This is a genomic window from Cohnella hongkongensis (assembly GCF_042654645.1).
Classification (GTDB): Bacteria; Bacillota; Bacilli; order Paenibacillales; family Paenibacillaceae; genus Cohnella; species Cohnella hongkongensis.
On record NZ_JBHSEP010000017.1, the window covers coordinates 1 to 18,979 of the forward strand.

18 protein-coding genes and 1 rRNA gene are annotated in these 18,979 nt (G+C 55.8%); 17 read left to right on the plus strand and 2 right to left on the minus strand.

The genetic code is table 11. The annotated features are described in order from the left end of the window. Positions 1–7 precede the first annotated feature (7 nt). Positions 8–124 (plus strand): 5S ribosomal RNA (gene rrf / locus ACFO3S_RS19780). A 57-nt stretch (positions 125–181) separates the two neighbouring features. On the opposite strand, the gene ACFO3S_RS19785 is transcribed toward rrf, so the two are convergent. Further along, positions 182–709 (minus strand): transposase, encoded by a 528-nt coding sequence (locus tag ACFO3S_RS19785; protein WP_378099631.1) that lies wholly within the window; start codon positions 707–709, stop codon positions 182–184. A 161-nt stretch (positions 710–870) separates the two neighbouring features. Between ACFO3S_RS19785 and ACFO3S_RS19790 the strand changes: the two genes are divergently transcribed. The 15 genes from ACFO3S_RS19790 to ACFO3S_RS19860 all read left to right on the plus strand — a co-directional run bounded on the left by ACFO3S_RS19790 (position 871) and on the right by ACFO3S_RS19860 (position 16,063). After that, positions 871–1,056 (plus strand): sigma factor G inhibitor Gin, encoded by a 186-nt coding sequence (locus ACFO3S_RS19790; protein WP_378099633.1) that lies wholly within the window; start codon positions 871–873, stop codon positions 1,054–1,056. Positions 1,057–1,176: 120 nt separating this feature from the next. Continuing rightward, positions 1,177–2,661 carry an aminotransferase class I/II-fold pyridoxal phosphate-dependent enzyme gene (locus tag ACFO3S_RS19795; protein ID WP_378099635.1) on the plus strand — a complete coding sequence of 495 codons (1,485 nt, stop codon included), beginning with the start codon at positions 1,177–1,179 and terminating at the stop codon, positions 2,659–2,661. 11 nt (positions 2,662–2,672) lie between these two features. After that, entirely contained in the window at positions 2,673–4,142 is a 1,470-nt protein-coding gene (wsfD, locus tag ACFO3S_RS19800; protein ID WP_378099638.1) for a glycan biosynthesis hexose transferase WsfD, read from the plus strand. Positions 4,143–4,163: 21 nt separating this feature from the next. Further along, complete coding sequence (gene tmk / locus ACFO3S_RS19805; protein WP_378099640.1) at positions 4,164–4,796, plus strand: dTMP kinase; 633 nt, start codon at positions 4,164–4,166, stop codon at positions 4,794–4,796. A gap of 98 nt (positions 4,797–4,894) precedes the next feature. Next, positions 4,895–5,224, plus strand: coding sequence for a cyclic-di-AMP receptor (locus ACFO3S_RS19810; protein ID WP_378099641.1), 330 nt, complete (start codon positions 4,895–4,897; stop codon positions 5,222–5,224). Positions 5,225–5,246: 22 nt separating this feature from the next. Further along, entirely contained in the window at positions 5,247–5,690 is a 444-nt protein-coding gene (locus tag ACFO3S_RS19815; RefSeq protein WP_378099643.1) for a YaaR family protein, read from the plus strand. A 26-nt stretch (positions 5,691–5,716) separates the two neighbouring features. Further along, positions 5,717–6,694 (plus strand): DNA polymerase III subunit delta', encoded by a 978-nt coding sequence (gene holB / locus ACFO3S_RS19820; RefSeq protein WP_378099645.1) that lies wholly within the window; start codon positions 5,717–5,719, stop codon positions 6,692–6,694. 2 nt (positions 6,695–6,696) lie between these two features. Next, positions 6,697–7,497 carry a PSP1 domain-containing protein gene (locus ACFO3S_RS19825; protein WP_378099647.1) on the plus strand — a complete coding sequence of 267 codons (801 nt, stop codon included), beginning with the start codon at positions 6,697–6,699 and terminating at the stop codon, positions 7,495–7,497. A 75-nt stretch (positions 7,498–7,572) separates the two neighbouring features. Further along, positions 7,573–7,926 carry an initiation-control protein YabA gene (locus ACFO3S_RS19830; RefSeq protein WP_378099852.1) on the plus strand — a complete coding sequence of 118 codons (354 nt, stop codon included), beginning with the start codon at positions 7,573–7,575 and terminating at the stop codon, positions 7,924–7,926. A gap of 269 nt (positions 7,927–8,195) precedes the next feature. Next, a complete protein-coding gene (locus tag ACFO3S_RS19835) occupies positions 8,196–9,152 on the plus strand; it encodes an ABC transporter permease (protein WP_378099649.1) in 957 nt (318 codons plus the stop codon). Further along, positions 9,146–10,042: a carbohydrate ABC transporter permease gene (locus tag ACFO3S_RS19840; RefSeq protein WP_378099651.1), complete on the plus strand. Its 897-nt coding sequence runs from the start codon at positions 9,146–9,148 to the stop codon at positions 10,040–10,042. Before ACFO3S_RS19835 ends, ACFO3S_RS19840 begins: the two co-directional genes overlap by 7 nt. A 95-nt stretch (positions 10,043–10,137) precedes the next feature. Next, the gene (locus ACFO3S_RS19845; RefSeq protein WP_378099653.1) at positions 10,138–11,694 is read left to right on the plus strand and encodes an extracellular solute-binding protein; all 1,557 of its coding nucleotides are present in this window, start codon (positions 10,138–10,140) and stop codon (positions 11,692–11,694) included. Between the two features lie 32 nt (positions 11,695–11,726). Further along, the gene (locus ACFO3S_RS19850) at positions 11,727–14,105 is read left to right on the plus strand and encodes a helix-turn-helix domain-containing protein (RefSeq protein ID WP_378099654.1); all 2,379 of its coding nucleotides are present in this window, start codon (positions 11,727–11,729) and stop codon (positions 14,103–14,105) included. A gap of 27 nt (positions 14,106–14,132) precedes the next feature. Continuing rightward, a complete protein-coding gene (locus ACFO3S_RS19855; protein ID WP_378099656.1) occupies positions 14,133–15,140 on the plus strand; it encodes a sialidase family protein in 1,008 nt (335 codons plus the stop codon). After that, complete coding sequence (locus ACFO3S_RS19860; RefSeq protein WP_378099658.1) at positions 15,137–16,063, plus strand: dihydrodipicolinate synthase family protein; 927 nt, start codon at positions 15,137–15,139, stop codon at positions 16,061–16,063. Before ACFO3S_RS19855 ends, ACFO3S_RS19860 begins: the two co-directional genes overlap by 4 nt. Before the next feature lie 144 nt (positions 16,064–16,207). On the opposite strand, the gene ACFO3S_RS19865 is transcribed toward ACFO3S_RS19860, so the two are convergent. Continuing rightward, positions 16,208–17,224, minus strand: a complete 1,017-nt coding sequence (locus ACFO3S_RS19865; protein WP_378099660.1) for a LacI family DNA-binding transcriptional regulator — start codon at positions 17,222–17,224, stop codon at positions 16,208–16,210. Positions 17,225–17,621: 397 nt separating this feature from the next. Between ACFO3S_RS19865 and ACFO3S_RS19870 the strand changes: the two genes are divergently transcribed. Further along, positions 17,622–18,965, plus strand: a complete 1,344-nt coding sequence (locus ACFO3S_RS19870) for a glycoside hydrolase family protein (protein ID WP_378099662.1) — start codon at positions 17,622–17,624, stop codon at positions 18,963–18,965. Positions 18,966–18,979: the final 14 nt, after the last annotated feature.

Consider the following 18,979-nt stretch of genomic DNA (forward strand, 5'->3'; position numbering starts at 1 on the left):
GATCTGGTCTGGTGATGACGGCGGAGGGGTTCCACGCGTACCCATCCCGAACACGACCGTTAAGCCCTCCAGCGCCGATGGTACTTGGACCGCAGGGTCCTGGGAGAGTAGGACGTCGCCAGGCCGGGCAAACCGAAGAAGCACCCTTAACCGGGTGCTTTTTTGCGGTTTCCGTCGTCCTTTATTGATGATAGAAGGAGACTTCCTTGGATTCGAGCCGAACGACCCCGTCTCTGCGTTCCCGGCGCAGCGCCACAAGCAGCCTCAGCCGCGGCGTGAGCAGCCAGATGTGCCAGTACATCATGGAGATGACAAGAGAAGAGGGGGCCCAAGGGTAGAATAAGCCGGAGACGCAGCAGCCGACGAGGAACAGATGGAAGTGCAGGCGTCGAAACAAGGCTAGCTGCGTATCCATAATCGGAAGAGGTCCGATCCAGGGCCAATCTCGGCGGAAGGTCCATCTCTTTTCCGACAGCTTGTCGACTCGCCGAAGCGTAATTCTTAGCACTAGCGCATGAACGAGAAGCATGAGCGCGCCTCCGACCAAAGAGTAGATCAGTCCGCGCCATCCATCGACGAAGTATAGGACGGTCACTAGCAGTAGACCGGTAGACAAATAGCTATATTTGCTCTCGGGACGCAAAGCGATTTTGCGAACGAGGGTATAATTATAGAAGGTCGCTTCTCTCTTGACGTGCGGCTCGCTCATTCACGTTATTCCTCCTGGCGCGAACGCTTTCTGTCCATAAAATACTATCGGATAAATCCGATCTTAATGTTATGTTTCAAGCTATTTTCGGACTATGAATGCGTATATTTTCATAGAATTCGGGCATACTAGAGCCAACATGAGGGAAAGGCGGGGAGTTCATGGAGGCGACGGAAAGGAAAACCTGCATCGTGTGCGGGGAGCCGAAGGATGAAGGGATTACGGTCGTAACGGAATTTATATGTACATCATGCGAATCCGAGATGGTGAACACGAGGGCAGAGGACGAGAAGTATCCATTTTTCGTCAGGCAATTGAAGCAGCTATGGGTTCGATTTCATATTTGATCGAGAGAGGCCGGGCAGGATCATCTTGTCCGGCCCTTCTGCGTGAAAGGCCGACTTCAGCCACCGGATTTTGCTATAATTAAGAACGAACCTGAGAGAACGCATGGGGAAGGGATTGTCGTGCAAAATAAACATAAAGCCCCGTTGTTCGAAGCGTTGGTCGCTCACGATCGGCTGAGAGCGGCCGCCTTTCACGTGCCCGGCCATAAGTCGCGGGCGGCTTGGGGCGATGAGCGGGCGGCCGCCTACTACAGTTCTCTGCTCCCTCTGGACGTTACGGAACTGTCGGACACCGACGATCTGCATCACCCGCAGGGGCCGCTGCTGGAGGCACAGGCGCTCGCGGCGGATTGCTTCGGCGCGGAGGAAACCCGGTTTCTCGCGGGCGGCAGCACGTCGGGCAATCTGGCGATGATCCTCGGCTTATGCCGCCCAGGAGATTTGATTGTCGTGCAGCGCAACGTACATAAATCGATCATTCACGGACTCATGTTGGCGGGCGCCCGTGCAGTGCTCCTGTCGCCTGAGATCGACGAGGCGTCGGGGCTGGCGACCGTTCCGGGCGAACGGCTCGTGGCGAAGGCGCTCGAGCGCTATCCGGAAGCCAAAGCTCTTATTCTGTCGTCGCCGAATTATTACGGCATGAGTCCGGACCTGACGACACTTATTGCGATTGCCCATGGCCGCGGCATTCCGGCGCTGGTCGACGAAGCCCATGGAGCGCATTACGGCTTCCATCCGCGGTTTCCGAGGTCGGCGCTGAGGTCCGGAGCGGATATCGTGGTGCAGTCTACGCATAAGATGCTCGGAGCGCTGACGATGGGCGCGATGCTGCATATGCAAGGCGAAAGAATTCCGAGATCGGCTGTGCGGCAGGCGCTGACGATGGTGCAGAGCTCAAGTCCCTCTTTTCCGATTCTGGCGTCGTTGGATCTGGCCAGAAGGCAGCTTCATACGAGCGGGGAACATTTGTTCTCCGATGCGATAGAGGCGCTGGAACACGTATTGGAAGCGTTGGAGAGGACGCCGTTCCGCGCTTTGGGCTACGGAAGATACGCAAGCGCGGACATCGCTTATGACCCGTTAAAGCTGGTGCTGTTCGATGAAACGGGAACGTTTGACGGATTCGCGCTGAGAGACGCCTTGGAAGAGCATCGCTGCATCGCGGAGATGGCGGACGAGAAGTACGCGGTGCTGGCACTCGGTCCGGGCACGACGCAAGAGGACGGGCGGCGGTTGAAGGAAGCCCTGCTGCAGCTCGCCAGTCGCCGGCAGAAGGGGCGGCCGGAAGGGCGGCCGGAAGCGGGCATGAGCGGGCGGAGGCCGCATGAGAAAGCAGAAGAAATCGCCATACCGGAGCCGGTCGAATTTGATCGGGAGGAACGAACAGCAATTACGGTGCCGCTGGAGCGCAGCGTCGGCCGCAAGGCGGCGGAATGGGTGATCCCGTATCCTCCGGGTATACCGGCGCTTTTTCCGGGCGAAACCATAACGAAGAGTCTTGTCGGCCAACTGCTGCGCTGGCGTCACGAAGGCGCGCGAATCCAAGGAATACGGGATCCGCAGCTCCTGGAGATCCAGGTATGGCAAGATAATGGGAGCTAGAGGGTGAGTGTATGTTTAGTAATCGTAACGGCAGGGACATTCGCGTCCGGGTCGCGGTGTTCGCCGGGATTGCGGCAGGGATGCTGCTGATCGGATTAATCATGATTCCTCCCGTTATCGGATTGGCCGATAGCGGAGATTTCGGACGCGTGTTGGGCGTATCGGGTTTACGGGTGCTTCATCCGGAACAGAGCTACGAGGAACTTTATTTTAACTATGCGCATTCCTATTTCGGATACGGAGACTTCACGCTGGGCGGCTATGTCTCGACACATGTCTTATTCGTGGCCGCTGCGGGATGGATCGGAAGACTGATCGACGGGTCCGTATTTGATATCCGCATTCTTGGGGCGTGTTACGCGGCGTTCTACATCTGGGCGATCGCGCTGTTCGTGCGCCACTCTCCCCGTATGAAGGGGCAGGCGAAGACGCTGTGTATGGCCGCGGTGCTGGCGGGAGCCTTATTGTTCGTATTCAGTGATATCGGGTATGCGGCTTACTTCCAATCGTTCTTCGGCGAGCCGTATGCGCTGATCGCCATGCTCCTGCTGGTCGCGTCGGCGTTCGCTCTGGCCTCGTCGGAGGAGCCTTCGGGACGAATGTTCGCCTTATTCGTGGCGGCCGCTCTGGCAGTGGCCACCTCGAAAATTCAGAACGCGCCGCTCGGCTTCGTCTTTGCGCTGCTTGCCTGGAGAATGATCCGCCTGAGGAAGGATCGCCGATGGCAGCGCCAGGTATGGACGGGAGTCGCTGTCCTGCTCGTCGGGTCCGCACTTATGCTCGTGGCGGCGCCAGATCGGTTAAAGCACGTCAACCTGTATCAGTCCATTTTCTTCGGCGTTTTGAGGGATACGCCGCACCTGGAGCGCGATATGGCAGAGTTGGGCATTCCCGAGAAGTATAAAGCGCTGGCAGGCACGAATTATTTCCAGAAGGATACGGCGATTCCGCAGAACGATCCCGTTCTGCACCGCGAGGTGCTGCAGCAGCTAAGTCATAAGGATATCGCGATTTATTATTTGAAGCATCCTTCCCGGTTTATGCAGAAGCTGGACCGAGCGGCGGAGAACGCAATGTACATTCGCCCTTACTACCTGGGCAATTACGATGCTTCTGCGGGCAAGCCCCCCGGGGCCATCTCGCATTCGTTCGGCGGCTGGAGCGAGTTTAAGGTCTATGCGATGCCCCGCAGCGCGATCGGGTACTTTCTTATTTTCCTCGCATATGCCATCACCCTGGCGGCGATATGGCGATCAAGCCGTTCCGGCGCCTGGAGGCTCAGAGTCGAGACGCTGTCCGTCGTCGCTGTGGCCGGGGCGTTCTCCTGCGTCGTTCCGCTCGTCGGGGACGGAGAGGCCGATCTCGGCAAGCATTTGTTTATGTTTAACGTCTGCTTTGATATGATGGTAGTAAGCGTTATAGCCGGAGCGTTCTACGGAGCGATGAAGCTTGCGGAGAGGCAAGTCCGGAGCCGTGCGTAACGTTGGAAAGGGGAAGACCGGGTGCGGGGCGGATTGTTCATCACGATAGAAGGCGGAGAAGGAGCGGGCAAGACGACGCTGATCACGCGATTAACGGAAAGAATATACAGGGAAACGAAGAAAAGAACGATAAGAACCCGCGAGCCTGGAGGAAGTCCGATCGCGGAAGCGATTCGGGGCGTCATTCTCGATACGAAAAACACGAGGATGGATCCGAGAACGGAGGCGCTGCTCTATGCGGCGGCCCGCAGGCAGCACTTGGCCGAGATTGTGATGCCGGCCTTGCAGAAGGGAAGCATCGTCATTTGCGACCGTTTCGTGGACAGCAGCTTGGTGTACCAAGGCTATGCGCGCGGACTTGGCGTCGATAAAGTCTGGGACATCAACCGTTTCGCCACGGAGGATTGCATGCCCAATCTCACCTTGTATCTGGATCTCGAGCCGGAGGTCGGATTGGCGAGAATCGCGGACAACGAGCATCGAGAAGTGAATCGGCTGGATCTGGAGGGGCTGGCGTTTCATCGGAAGGTGCGCGAGGGCTATCTGCAGATGGCGGAGAAGTTTCCGGAGCGCATCCGCACGCTCGATGCGAGCGAGGAGCCTGACCGGTTGGCGGAAGCGGCATGGAGATGGGTGCAGAAATCGCTGACGTAATCGTTAAAAAAAGGATTTTCGCATGAAGGTGTCCAATTTAATATAGATAACAACAGATAGTCGACAGACCCCTATTTTGTGAAAGAGGAGGCCTGAACATGAAATTACTGATTGCGGTTATTCAGGATAAGGACAGCAACCGACTGTCCAACGCTTTAATTAAGGAAGGATTCCGGGCGACCAAGCTGGCCAGCACGGGCGGTTTCCTTCGGGCAGGCAATACGACGTTCCTGATCGGCATCGAAGACGACCGGGTGCAGAGCGCGCTGGACGTCATCCGTGCAAGCTGTAAGGTGCGCGACCAGCTGGTAACGCCGGTGTCGCCCGTCAGCGGAGCGGCGGACTCCTACATTCCTTTTCCCGTCGAGGTGCAGGTGGGCGGAGCGGCCGTATTCGTGCTGCCGGTTGAACGGTTCGAACATTTCTAACGGCTGGGCGGTGTGAACGGAGATGAAAATCCAACCGGGATTGTATCCCGTGGGCAAGACGATTCAACGGGGAGACGTCCCGTCCAGACCGGCGCAATCGCAAAGCTTCGGGGACTTGATGCATCAGCAGGACGAGCAGCGGACGCATGAGGAGCTCCAGCGCAAGCTGGAGGACATCCGATTGCAGGGCGAGCGTCTGACCCGGTCGATGACGATTCGGGAGCTGGTGCTGTATCGGCAGATGGTGAAGGCGTTCCTGGAGGATACCGTTCGCCGCGGCATCGCTTTGAAGGAGACGAGAGGCTGGGACCGGAGAGGCCGCGGCAAACGGTATAAGCTGTTGGAGGAGGTCGATGCGATGCTCGTAGGCATGGGAGAAGAGCTGCTGCAAAGCGAAGAGGGGCGGATCGACCTGCTGCAGAAGGTGGGAGAAATTCGCGGACTTCTGATTAATATCGTATTTTGAGTCTCAAAATTAAGGAGCTTCGTTGGATGGGTTTTCAACAGATTACGGGACAAGACAGGGCGAAATCGCTTCTGCGCCATGCGCTTGCGGCGAATCGACTTGCGCATGCCTACCTGTTCGCGGGACCGCCCGGATCGGGACGGATGGAGATGGCGCAAGCGTTCGCGCAGGCGATTTTTTGCGAGAGGGGCGGCAGCGACGGCTGCGGGGAGTGTCTGGAATGCCGCAAGGTGCTGCATGGCAACCATCCGGATCTCCATGTCATCCAGCCGGACGGTTCTTCCGTCAAGATCGAGCAGATTCGTTCGCTGCAGCGAGACCTCTCTTATCGCAGCGCCGGAGCGGGCTATAAAGTCTATATCATCGAAGCGTCCGAGACGATGACGACTCAGGCGGGCAACAGCCTGCTGAAATTTCTGGAGGAGCCTCCTTCTCCCGTCGTCGCCATACTGCTCGCTCCGAGCGCCCAGGCCGTGCTGCCGACCATTCTGTCGAGAACGCAGCTCGTGCCGTTCGTTCCGGGCGACCGTCAGGCGCTGGAAAGCATCCTCGTCCAGGAGGGCAAATCGCCGCTGCTGGCCCGCGCGGCCGTCCATCTGTCGTCCGGGCTCGGAGCCAGCCGTAAATTGGTAGATGAGAATTGGTTTGCAGATATCCGAAACGTAGTGATACAATTAGGCAAGGAGAGTCCGTCCCGGTTCGCCGCCAGTCTGCTTCATGCGCAGCAGCAGGTGTTTAAGACGGAGCTCGCCGAACATGTTGACATATTGCTACAAATGTTAGCTTTGTGGTATAGAGATATGATTTACGCCATGACCGACCGTCAGAGCCTGATGGTATTCCCGGACCAGACGGAGTGGATCGCGAAGACGGCCTGGAGCCGACCGATCGGATCCTGGGTAGGGATCATGGAGTCTGCTCTGACGGCGGCAAGGAGAATTAAAGCTCATGTGGCGCCGCAGCTGGCGCTGGAGCAATTTCTGGTGAAAGTGCGGGAGGGGTAGATTTGTACGATGTGGTGGGAGTTCGCTTCAAGAAAGCGGGCAAAATCTATTATTTCGATCCCGCCGAGCATCCGGTATCCAAAGATCAGCATGTCATCGTGGAGACGGCACGCGGCGTAGAATACGGCAAAGTCGTCGTCGGCCCGAAGACGGTAGGAGAAGAGGATGTCGTTCTCCCGCTCAAGAAGGTCATTCGCATCGCGGGAGACCCTGACGCGAAGGCCGTGGAGGAGAACCGCAACGCAGCCAAGAACGCATTTACCGTCGGACTGCAGAAGATCAAGGATCACGCGCTCAAGATGAAGCTCGTGGACGTGGAATACACGTTTGACCGGAATAAAATCATTTTCTATTTCACGGCCGAAGGACGCGTTGACTTCCGGGAGCTCGTGAAGGATTTGGCTGGCGTGTTCCGGACCCGCATCGAACTGCGGCAGATCGGAGTGCGCGACGAAGCCAAGATGCTTGGCGGAATAGGGCCGTGCGGGCGAGTGCTGTGCTGCTCCTCGTGGCTGGGAGATTTCGAGCCGGTATCCATCAAGATGGCGAAGGACCAGAACCTGTCGCTGAATCCGACGAAGATCTCCGGCTTGTGCGGCCGCTTGATGTGCTGTTTGAAATATGAGCACGACAACTACGAAAGCGCCAAAGAAGAATTGCCTGCGGTAGGCAAGATGGTCGTGACGTCTCTAGGAGAGGGCAAAGTGGTAGGCATTAACCTCGGATCCCGAAGCGTACACGTACAACTGTTCGAGCTGGGCAAGGTGAAAGAGCTGCCCTTCGACGACGTCGTCTTGAAGTGAGTGACCGACCTTCCGAAATGACATAAGCGGATGCCTTGAGGTGGATATCTGTTCATGAAAGACATTTTCCTTCATATGGATGAACTCGAATCGCATTTGGGTAAAGTATATGACGAATTCGGAGATCTCAAGCTGAAGTTAAAGGATCTGCTGGAAGAGAACCAGCGGCTGCGAATTGAAAATCAGCAGCTTAGAAAAGTATTGAAGCGAGAAACGGAATCCGTAGCGGCGACCCAGGAAGCGGCGGAAGAACCGGCTGCCGTGAAAGGGAACGACGAACAAGCCCCCGCGGCGAGCGCGGGCGTCGGAGAAGGCTACGACAATCTCGCTCGTCTGTATCACGAAGGCTTCCACATCTGCAACGTGTATTACGGTCATCTGCGGATGGAAGGCGATTGCCTGTTCTGTTTGTCTTTTTTAAGCAAATAAGGAATCGATATTCCCTAGTTAAAGCAACGGCCCTAGCGGGCTCGTTGCTTTTTTTGTCGTTGCGGCACCCTCCAAACGCCTAAACTGCCTCATTCGCAAGCGGATCAGGAAAAACGCCGCAATGTGGAAAAAAGCATCCTGCCACGAGAAGAAAAACGCATCGCGTGCGGGATGTTGATTCTTGCCGCATGCCCTTCCCGTCATTAATCTCAGGGTAAGCAAGCGGACGGCGCTTGCGAGATCAGTTATCCCGAAGGGAGTCAGGAGCCATGAAAGTCCAGCCAGCCATCGCTGTCGAACCCACCGTATTTCGCCAGCCGAACGCGCGGCGCGTGTGGAGGTCCATCAAAAAAAGCCGTTTTTTCTATGCGATGTTCGCGATTCCGCTCGTTTATTTTATTGTCTTCCATTATATTCCGATGTTTGGCATCGTTATCGCTTTTAAGGACTATTCCGTGTTTAAGGGGATCGCAGGGAGCGAGTGGGTCGGGATGGAGTACTTCCGCGATTTCCTGTCCGACCCTTACTTCTATAAGCTGATTCGCAATACGCTGGTGATCGGCCTATATCAAATTTTGTTTGCCTTTCCGGCTCCGATCATTCTGGCGCTGCTTTTGAACGAGCTTAGAAATCAGCTGTTCAAGCGGTTTGTGCAGACGGTCAGCTACCTGCCGCACTTTCTGTCCACGGTCGTCGTCTGCGGTATTCTCGTCAACTTCCTTTCGTTCGACGGCATCGTCAATCAGTTTCTTCAATTCCTCGGGCTTAGGCCGGTTCACTTCCTGATGATTCCCGACTGGTTTCGTACGATCTACGTTTCCTCGGAAATCTGGCAGGGAGTCGGCTGGGGCTCGATCATCTATCTCGCTGCGCTCACGAACATCGATCCCCAGCTTTATGAAGCAGCCAGAATGGATGGCGCCAACCGATGGAAGCAGATCCGGCACGTGACGCTGCCTGGCATTGCTCCGACGATCATTATTATGCTGCTGTTCAGCATCGGAGCGATCATGTCCGTATCCTTCGAGAAGGTGCTGCTCTTATCTAACGGGGCCAACTTCGAAACGTCGGATATTATCGCCACTTACGTCTATCGGAGAGGACTCGTGTCCAGCGACTTCAGCTACGCGACGGCCGTCGGGCTGTTCAACTCCGTCATCGCCTTGATCTTCCTGAGCATCGGCAACGCCATTAGCAAGAAAGTGAGTGAAACGAGCTTATGGTAAAAAAACGGAGTTACGCGATCAAGCGAGGATTCGGCTCTCATCTGTTCGACGGCGCAAACGTGGTGTTCATGCTCGGTCTGGTGTTCGTCACCTTCTACCCGATCTACTATGTCCTGGTCGTCTCCCTGAGCGACGGCCATGCGGTAATGAGGGGAGAAGTGGCTTTCTGGCCGAAAGGTCTGACCTTCAGCACCTACAAGCTTATTTTTGACGATCCGTCAATTTGGCGTTCGTATGCGAACACCATTTTGTATACCGCGGTAGGGACGGCGATTAACGTATGCTGCACCGCGATGTGCGCCTATCCGCTGTCCAAGAAGGAGTTTTACGGTCGAGGATTTTTCACGCTGCTTATCGTCATTACGATGTTTTTCAGCGGCGGGCTAATTCCCTCCTATTTGCTGGTGCAGCAGCTTCACATGCTGAACACGATGTGGGCAATCGTCATTCCGGGAGCCATCGCGGTGTGGAACATGATCATTATGCGGACCTTTTTCCAGGGAATCCCGAATGAGCTGTACGAATCCGCCCACATCGACGGCTCCAGCGACTTCATGTCCTTTATGAAAATTACGCTGCCGTTGTCCAAGCCGATTATCGCCACCATGTCGATGTTCTACGCGGTAGGGCACTGGAACAGCTTTTTCTCCGCCATGATTTATTTGGACGAGAAGAGCAAGTTCCCTTTACAGATTATTTTGCGGAACATGGTCGTGATGGGGGAGATGTCCAATCAGACCCAGGAGCTCGGCGGCGTATATGCGTCGGTGACGGCTACCAATATCAAATATGCCGTCATTATTATCGCCGTTCTTCCCATCGTTATGGTCTACCCGTTTATCCAGAAGTACTTCGTCAAGGGCATGATGATCGGCTCTCTCAAAGGATAGGCTCCGCCGGAGGCGCCGCCGGCGAAGCTAGGGAGCGATTGTGTTTTGGCTCTGACGTTGATACTATAAAATATCACAGAAGAGGTGCAAGGACGATGACAAGAAAAAGCGCGGTCTTGACCAGCCTGCTGCTGAGCACAGCCCTCATCGCAAGCGCTTGCAGTTCGGGCGGGGACTCGAATGGACAAGGGGGAACTCCGAATACCGCAGAAAGCTCCGGCTCCGCGAGCAAGTCGACGGTGGAAGTCCGCTGGATGCGCGGAGAGAATCCCGCACAAGCCGTCAAACAGGACACGCCCGTAATCGGCGAGATTCTCGCGAAGACGGGCGTGAAGATCAATCTGGAGCCGGTGCCAGGCAGCAACTACGAAGATAAAAAGAGAGCGCTGCTCGCGACCAACAACATTCCGGACATTATCGGCATCACCGCTAGCGATGCGGCCGAATTCGCAGGCACGGGCATGTTCCTGACGATCTCCGACTATTTCGACCGGATGCCCAATTTCCAGAAGGTGATGGAGACGAATCCGGAGATCAAGAAGCTGTTCATCGACGGCAAGCTGTATTCTCTTCCCGTCGCGGAGCATTTCAAAATTCAGGGCGGCAAAGCCCCGATGATTCGCATGGACATTCTGGAGAAGCTGGACCTTGCGGTGCCAACGACCTTCGACGAGCTGTACGATGTTTTAAAGAAGATGAAGGAAGCTTATCCGGACTCCTATCCTTTCTCCTCCCGGGGCATTCCCGCCTTCCTGGACGCATTTGCCTTCGGGATGGGCGGTGGGTTCGGGATGACCTACGACGATGAGACAGGCGCCTATTTTTACGGACAAAACAAGCCGGAGTTCAAGGAAGTGCTGACTTTCCTGAACAGGCTATACAGCGAGGGACTGCTCGATCCCGACTTCGCCATCAATACGAAGCAGAACTGGGACGAGAAGATGAGCACGGGCAAGTCGTTCTTCTACTATGACAATAACTCCTTTGCCGTCAACTATACCGCGGCCCTGCAGCAGGCCGAACCGGGAGCCCGCTTCGACCGCATCCCGTATCTGAAGAACGCAAAGGGGGATATCCGCGGCTGGCTCTATCCGAAAGGCTGGCTGACCGACAACTACGCCATCAGCTCTGATACAAAAAATCCGGAAGCGGTTATCGACATGTTCGACTGGATGTACGGAGAGGAAGGCACGAACGTAACCAATTACGGCATCGAGGGGCAAACCTTCGAGATTGTAGACGGTCAGCCGAAGATGACCGACGCCACGCTGGAGAAATACAAGGGCTCTACCGATCCGGCCCGGGTCATGCTCTCCGAGATCGGCGCAGGCCTGCTCGCACTGGCCGTTCACGTCGACGAAGGGCCGTTCACGCAGCTGTCCGATCCGAACCTCGTTCGCTGGGGGGAGGAGCTTGTCAACGATCCGGGCGCTCGGTATGCGCCAGCCTTGGTTCCCGCCTTCACTTCAGAGGAAACCAAGCTGATCAAGGGAATTACCTCCAAGACGGCACCGCTCGAGGAGGACGTCGTTAAATTCGTGATGGGCATCAAGCCGTTGACCGAGTTTGACCAATGGGCGGAGCAGCTCACTAAGGCGGGAGCGGAGCAGTTGGAGAACATCTATAATGAAGCGCTGAAACGCGTCCAATAACACATGACGAGAGCAGGAAGGGGAGCGGCGAATTGAAGACATTCTGGGAAAGCCTTCGCGTCAACAAGCTATTCGTGAAAATTTTGCTCTCCTTCCTCTCTTTTCTCCTTCCCCTTGTCGCTCTAGGAACACTGACCTATACCAACTTCGTTGCGGGGTTGAAGCAGGACTACGCGGAGAAGCTGAGGTTGAATCTGACGGCGTCCACCGATACGATCGAGAGCTTCTGGCAGCGCATTCATGAAACCTCGACAAGCTTCTTCAGCGACTCCAACGTTCTAAGGCTGATGAAGCCCCGAAGCCAGTGGAGCGAGGCTGATCGGGCCAATCTGATGTACCTTCGCGCCAGCATTAACAAAGCCAAGTTCCATGTCAATACGTTCGTCGAAGAACTGTTCGCCTACGTGGATGACCAGTATGTGTTTAACGACAACGGGATTAACGACTTTAAGCCGTATTTTAATAAGTATTACAGCTATCAAGGCTACGATGACGATTACTGGACGGATCTGCTGGATACAGTGAGCTATGTCGATATACTCGGTCCCAGGCAGGTCAATACCTCCTTCGGCGGCCAGTCGGTCATCACGTTTCTGACAGCAAGCCAAATTGGCAATCATCGCGCCATATTAGCGGCCACTGTCCAGGTTAACAAAATATGGCGAACGCTCGCCCCTATTCTGGATCATGGCACGAGTCGCATTGTAGTCGCCGATAACGACGGACGGCTTGTCATGGCTTCCGATCCGGAATTCGATAACGAGGGAGCGCTGGCGGCCATCCTGAAGAGGACCGCCGACGCTGAGGCAGGCCTCAATTCGGACAGCTCCGCGACGGAACTGGCGGTGGGCGGCAATCGCTATATGACCGAACAGTCCGCAATGAGCTCGATCGGTTGGACCTTCTATACGCTGACCCCGGTAGAAGCCTTTAATCAGCAAGCTTCAGGCATTCTTAACTTTGTCGTCAGCCTGTGCATCATCTTGTGCATCATTAGCGTGATCTTCGCCTTCGTATTTTCCTATCGCCTCTATACGCCTATTCGGCGAATCGGCGAAGCGCTCGAGAGCGGTTCGGCCGGGGAGCGGGACATCGGGGAAGGCGGTCGGTCCTCGCTAGATCTGCAGCATATCGGAGCGGGAATTAACCGGCTGCTGCACCATCAATCCGAGTATCGAAGCCAGATGGAGCTGCTGACGCAGGAATATCTCGATCAATCGCTGCTTCAGCTTGTTCAGGGAAGCCTGTTTTCCAAGGAACAGCAGGATAATCTAATGCAGGTGATGCGCTCCCGGTTGTCGTTCGGGCAGGACGGCTTTCTCTGCTGTGCGGTCAGCCTTCGCTTCAAAGAACGCTTCCTTGTCGAAATTCAGGATGTGGAGCGCATCGTTATCGAGAATAAAATGAAAAATCTGCTGCAGGGTCTGATGAAAGAGTACGGCAGCGCGTACGTCTTGGAAACCGGAGATTCGCTGTACATTATTCTGTTTAATGTCAGTCCGGACGATTCCCTTCACTCTATTAAGGCGGGGATGCATGAACTGGTCGACATCTTCAGCAGCGACTGGAAATATTGTCAACTCCACATTGGAATCGGGTCGGTTCGCCAAGGAATGGAGGGCATTGCGCGTTCCTATCGGGACGGCGTCGCAGCGCTGCATCAGATTACGAACGAGCCGGATTATCGAATTGTCGAACATACGGGCACCGATCCCGCCTGCGAGCCTGTCTACACGCATGCCGACGAGAATAGGCTATTCCAACTGCTTCGCATCGGTCATAAAGATGGATCGGCCGAGCTCATCGAGGAGCTTGCACGGCGCAAGAACGATGCTCCCCATTCCTTGAACTCGCTCTTTACGCATCTTTTCGAGACCGGTCGACGGTTCCTGCTTGAGCAGGGAGAGGACGCCAGGGAACTGCTGACCGCCGACGAGCAGCGTCTGCTCCTGCAGCCCGGGCGACTTCCGATGCTGTACGACGAACGAAAGAGAGTTCTGGTTTCTTTTTTTCACCGGATCATCGACCGGACCGTCAGCGTCGGGACGCCAAGGAAACCCAGCGATCTTGCGGCCACCATCAAAGCGTACGTGGAGGAGCATTATACATCCGATCTTCACCTGGAGAAAATCGCGGAGGAGATGGGCGTCTCACTGAAATACGTATCGAGGCTGTTCAAGGAGACGTACAACGTCAACATTACGAGCTTCATTAGCGAACTGCGTATCGACAAAGCCAAGCAATTGCTGCGCGACACCGACCTGCTCGTCGCCGCGATCTCCAGACAAGTCGGCATTTTCGATCGGACGACGTTTCTGCGCACCTTCAAGAAGCTGGAGGGTCTCTCCCCCAACGATTACCGCAGACAGGCGAGGGCGACGAGAAAACAGGAGGAGCGCGACGGACGCTAATCACTTATTGGAAAAGAGGTCGGTCTTATGGCTGTTCTATCCGCAGAGAAACAATATATTTTCGAGGAGAATCGTCCCTTCCCCAGCTGCCATGCTTCCACGGTCGCCGCACTGCCTGGGGGCAAGGCGCTTGCGGCTTGGTTCGGAGGCTTGCACGAGAAGGCCAGTGATGTCGCCATCTGGCTGTCCGTCCGCACGGACGGACAATGGTCCGTTCCCATTCAAGCGGCCGACGAGGAAGGAGTCGCTCACTGGAATCCGGTGCTCGATGTCAACGGCTCGGACGTGAGTCTCTATTACAAAGTGGGCCACGAGATTGCGGATTGGCATACACGCGTTATCCGGTCCCGCGACGGCGGTCTGACCTGGTCCGAGCCGCGGGAGCTAGTACCTGGCGACGTCGGCGGGCGCGGTCCCGTACGCAACAAGCCGATCCGGCTGGAGGACGGAACCTTGCTGGCTCCCTCCTCGGTCGAGCGGCGCGATCCGGATCGTCCCGGCCAGGAAATCTGGCATGCGTTCGTTGACATTTCGCCCGACGACGGACGGACATGGCGACAGAGCGAGCCGGTTCCGATGGAACTGGACCAATATGTCGGTGCGGAGAAGTGGTTCGCCAAAGGGTTGATCCAGCCAACCCTTTGGTCGACAGGGCAAGGGAACGTGCATATGCTGCTGCGCAGCACCGAGGGCTCAATTTTCCGCAGCGATTCGTCGGACGGGGGGAACACATGGTCCATGGCGTACGCCACGGCGCTGCCGAACAATAACAGCGGCATCGACTTGGTCCGTCTGGAGAATGGAACGCTGGCGCTCGTCTATAATCCTGTCCGGGGCTTCGCCACGAATTCGCCGCGCACGCCTCTGGTGGTCAGCTTCTCCGAGGATAACGGGATCTCGTGGGGCGGCGAGTTCGTACTGGAGGACGAACAGGGCGAATATTCCTATCCGGCGATCGTGGCCCGCGGGAACGTACTGTATATTACGTATACTTGGAAACGCGAACGGATTGCCTTTTGGGAGATTATATTATGAGGAGCCACAGTATCCGCAGCGGCGTATGGCCGACGATGCTGACTCCGTATACGGCGGAGGGAGCAGTCGATTACGACGCATTGGGCCGTCTGATCGAGTGGTATTTGGACAGAGGCGTGGACGGCTTGTTCGCGGTCTGCCAGTCCAGCGAGATGTTCTACCTGAGCTTGGAGGAGCGGGTGAAGGTCGCGGAGTACACGGTGCGCCGGGCGGCCGGCCGCGTGCCGGTCATCGCCTCCGGCCATATTGCTGGCGGCTTCGAGGAGCAGGTTGAGGAGCTGAACGCGATGGGCGCCACCGGCATCGACGCGCTGGTGCTCATCACGAACCGGCTGGCCGGACCGGAGGAGAGCGACGAGACGCTGAAGAGCCGGCTGGCGCAACTGTTGGAGCGGCTTCCGAAGGAGCTGCCGCTGGGCTTCTATGAATGTCCGTATCCTTACAAGCGCTTGGTTACGCCGGAGCTTCTCCGCTGGTGTGCCGAGACAGGACGGTTTGCGTTCCTTAAGGATACCTGCTGCGATCTGGAGATGCTGAGAAGCCGAATGGAGGCTGTTCGCGACAGCGGGCTGAAAATCTACAACGCCAACACGACGACTCTGCTGGAATCGCTGAAGCTCGGAATATCCGGATACAGCGGCGTGATGGCGAACTTCCATCCGGAGCTGTACGCGTGGCTGGTGAGACATTGGCAGGACCGCCCGGAGGAGGCCGAGCGCCTGATGCCGATTCTGACGGCGGCTTCTTGGGTGGAAAAGCAGCTTTACCCGATCAACGCCAAATATTATTTGATGCTTGAAGGCGTGCTTCACAATTGCATCGGCCGCTCCAAGGACGCCAGCGAGCTGAACGCCACCTTCCGGCTGGAGGTCGAGCAGGTGCGGGAGCTGTCTCTGAGGCTGGCGAGGCAAATATTAGACTGATCGTCGGTATCCAATGCGTTGATTTGCAGCTGCGTTAAAAATAATGCACAGAATAGAAGCACCCATCCCCTCTTTGAAGGGACGGGTGCTTTTTGCATCGTTTAACGATCAATTCGACCATGCCATCCGGACCTCTTCTCCGGATTAGTTCTTGCGTATCTTAACCGGAGCCGTGGAGCCTCTCGTGATGAGCTTGGCGGCCACCGTAATGTTAACGGCGTGGAATTCCTCGTTCCCGTTCATCTGATGCATGAGCAGTTGGGCTGCAAGCGCGCCTAACTGATGCTTGGCCGTTCGCACGGTCGTAAGCGGCGGTTCCGTATGCAGGGCCCATTCAATATCGTCGAAGCCGACGACGCTTATGTCTTCCGGGATGCGCTTGCCTTTCTCCTTCAAAGCCTTGATCGCCCCGATGGCAAGCTTGTCGTTGGCGGCGAAAACGGCGGTGAAATCGCCGTGGCTGCAGGAGCGGATCGCATCGTACCCGTCGTCGACGCTGACGCCTTCGCATTCGATAAAGATGGGACTTCCGCCCCGGCCCTCGCTGAGGCCGTCCAGATAGCCCTTGTAGCGCTGCTGGATGCTCTTGTGGTCCAGCGGACCCGAAAGAAAAATGATGTTCCGGTGGCCGAGTTCGATCAGATGGCGGGTCGCATCCATTGCGCCGGCGCAATTATCGGTATTGACCGAGCCGAAACCGTCATACTGATTGTCCACGGTGACGACGGGAACGCCCAGGCGCGCCACCTGCTCGAGCAGTTCGACGTCGAAGTCCGCGCCGACCATGATCGCGCCGCTAATAGAACCGGACTCGAACATTTCATGAAACGCCTCCGGCTCCAGGCGCCGCTCGTGCATGACGTTGTACAGCGGGCTGCAGCGGTGATTCTGCAGCTCCGCAGAGATGGCTTCCGTGATGAGCGCGTAAAACGGGTCCGTCTTCACCGACTGGTTAATACGGACCAGGAGGGTGATGCTGACTCCTGCCTCCTTCACCAGTCCGCCGATCCGCTGCTTGGGGCGCAAATTTTTTTCGTCCAGCGCCTGCAAAATGCGCTTGCGCAAATCCTCGCTGACGCCGGGGCGATCGTTGATCGCTTTGGAAATGGTCGAAGCGGACACCCCCAATTCCTTCGCGACATCTTTAAAGGTAACGGACATCCTGAACACTCCTTTAACGGATTCAAACTTATGTCCTTTGCCGTTCCGTGTCCTATCATCTCCCATTATATAGGGATGAACCTGTTATATCCATTTTCAATCCTTGCAATCGAAATCGGACGAAACGACAGAGAAATAATTTCTTAATAGTTTCCATCATAAATGTATTTCTTTTCTCAGCTATATCATAAAAGAAAACCTGATAAATATCAAATAAATCAACGAAAATTGGCAATTAAATAGGAATTTAGTCGGAACGACCCTTCGAAAGAACGAGAAAAAAATGTTGCATTTACGGTTTAACGGAGTATAATTGGGGACAAATAAGGAAACTATTTCTCTTATAATTTCCTTATAATTTCTTTCACAACCTGCTTAACTTAAGGAGGCTTTCGCGGTGGGAACGAAGTACGTGGGCGTTTGGGGCGTTTTCGAGGAGGATTACGCGGAGGGTTTGGAGACTGCTTTCCAGAGGTATAAGGAGGCCGGGATCACCCACATCATGTATGGCGGCATCGCTCATGCTTTCGATGTTCACGAGGAGTATTACCGCCAGACCAAAATCGACCCGTGGGTACAGATCGATTACGAGAAGAACGTAGGCGACGCGTTCGGAACCAAGTTTAATTTGATTAATTCCGAGTTCGACGAATTGAATGCGCTCGCAAACCGGTACGGCTTGAGCCTTGATTTCGATATCACGCCGGGAGTCAGCGATCCGATCGTCGAGGCCTATCCGGATACGGCGGTCGTCGATATCGAAGGCAAGCGCAGCAAGCACTGGATGTGTCCGAACAATCCGGACGTACGGCATTATTTCTTCGGCAGGACGGAGGACATTCTCCGCAACTACAAGGGAATCAAGGAAGTGGAGCTGGACGTCGTCAGCATCGACTTCTACGATCCGCAGGTCGTCCCGGACTGGGTGCTTCCCGAGCTGTATCCGCTCCGTCAGCTGGCCATCGGCAACTGCTTCTGCGATCACTGCATGGCCAAGGCTAGAAACGCCGGTCTCGACATCGATAAGATCAGAGCGGAAATCGGCGCCTTGTATAAAGAAGCGACTACACTGACGTACGACAATTTCAAGAATTTCGCCGATTCGTACCGCGGCCTGTTTGATGTCATGCGTTTCGTAATCAAGCATCCAGACCTCGTGAAGTGGCTGCAGTTCCGCGGGAGCTCGGTCGACGAATTTGTCAGCGGGATTAACCGCATGGTCAAAGGCATTGATCCCGGCATTCTCGTGTCCAGCGACCTGGTATCTCCGAGCTTCTCCTGGACGCTTGGCCAGCTGTACCATACCCAGCCGGCGATTACCGACCTGACGAAGCTGATGCTCTACCACAAGCGGATCGGCTCGTTTGAAATCAAACCCCTGAAGCGAATTCAGCAGGCGATTCCGGCTATCAAGGAAGAGGAGCTGCTGGACCAGTATTTCCGGCTCAAAGCGTTCACCGGACCGGATTCGTTCCGCGGCTTCGAGGAAGAGGGCGTCGGGGTGGAAAACGTCTACTACGAAGTGAAGAAGGCGAAGCTTGAGGTAGGCCCCGAACACAAAATCATTGCCGGGCTCGTCGGCGATCCGCCGGCGACGCCGAACGACGTGCGAGAAGCCGTTTCGATGGCCCACAAAGGCGGCGCGGACGGCTACATGCTGCACCTGTGGTACGGCAAGGCGCCCAAAGAGAACGTCGTGGCGTTCGGCGATCAGCTTCGCCGGCTTGGAGAGATTAAGTAAAGGGGGCGAAGGCG